This is a genomic window from Magnetospirillum sulfuroxidans, from assembly GCF_018224925.1.
GTDB classification, from domain to species: domain Bacteria; phylum Pseudomonadota; class Alphaproteobacteria; order Rhodospirillales; family Magnetospirillaceae; genus Magnetospirillum; species Magnetospirillum sulfuroxidans.
The window spans coordinates 1-631 of sequence record NZ_JAGTUF010000060.1 but is presented as its reverse complement, the minus strand read 5'-3'; the positions used below and the strand labels follow the sequence as shown (position 1 = coordinate 631).

The window sequence follows — 631 nt, the reverse complement described above, 5'->3', positions numbered from 1 at the left end:
TTACGCCATGCTGGCTCGCCAGCCCGTGGCCGCGTAACTCAAACCAAATGGCCTCCGGCAAACCCGGGGCGGTTCAGTTCATCCGCTGCAGATCAACGAAGACGACGCGGCCTGACGGCCAACGTGACGGGGCGTCGGCCTAGCTGGCGCCTCTCCTTACCCAACAGACACCTGCGGCGCGCGCACCGACCGGGAACACCTGTCACGCAGGCAGGCACATGAGATGGTTCACCTGTGGCAGCTCCGCGCCGGCAATCAGTTGCAAGGGGTCGGCCTGATGCTGTCCGATACAGGATAACTTTGTGTGACCGCCTCCCTTCTGGGCGATACAAAGTGACTGAGTTACACTCACCCCCCATGGCGGCCCACTTGGCCAGCCGCAAGCCCAAGTCAGAGGTTAACAGGCCCCACATCAGCGCAGGCCCTGGGCGCGGTCGTCGATCCGCGCCCACACCATGATGCCGATGCCGATGGCCACGGCCGCCAGCACCAGCCACGGTGAGTACTGGCGAATGGCGTCGATTATCGGCAGCACGTCGCGCACCTGATTGGCCGCCTCCATCGCCGTGGCGACGATGGCGCCGCCGCCCAAAGCGACCTGGGCACCCTGGACCGTGCGCGTCTGAGCCAG

General features: G+C 65.5%; 1 protein-coding gene. It reads right to left on the bottom strand.

The genetic code is table 11. The annotated features are described in order from the left end of the window. Positions 1-412 precede the first annotated feature (412 nt). Positions 413-631 (bottom strand): hypothetical protein (locus tag KEC16_RS19655; RefSeq protein ID WP_211552122.1); only part of this gene is annotated, 219 nt, incomplete at its 5' end.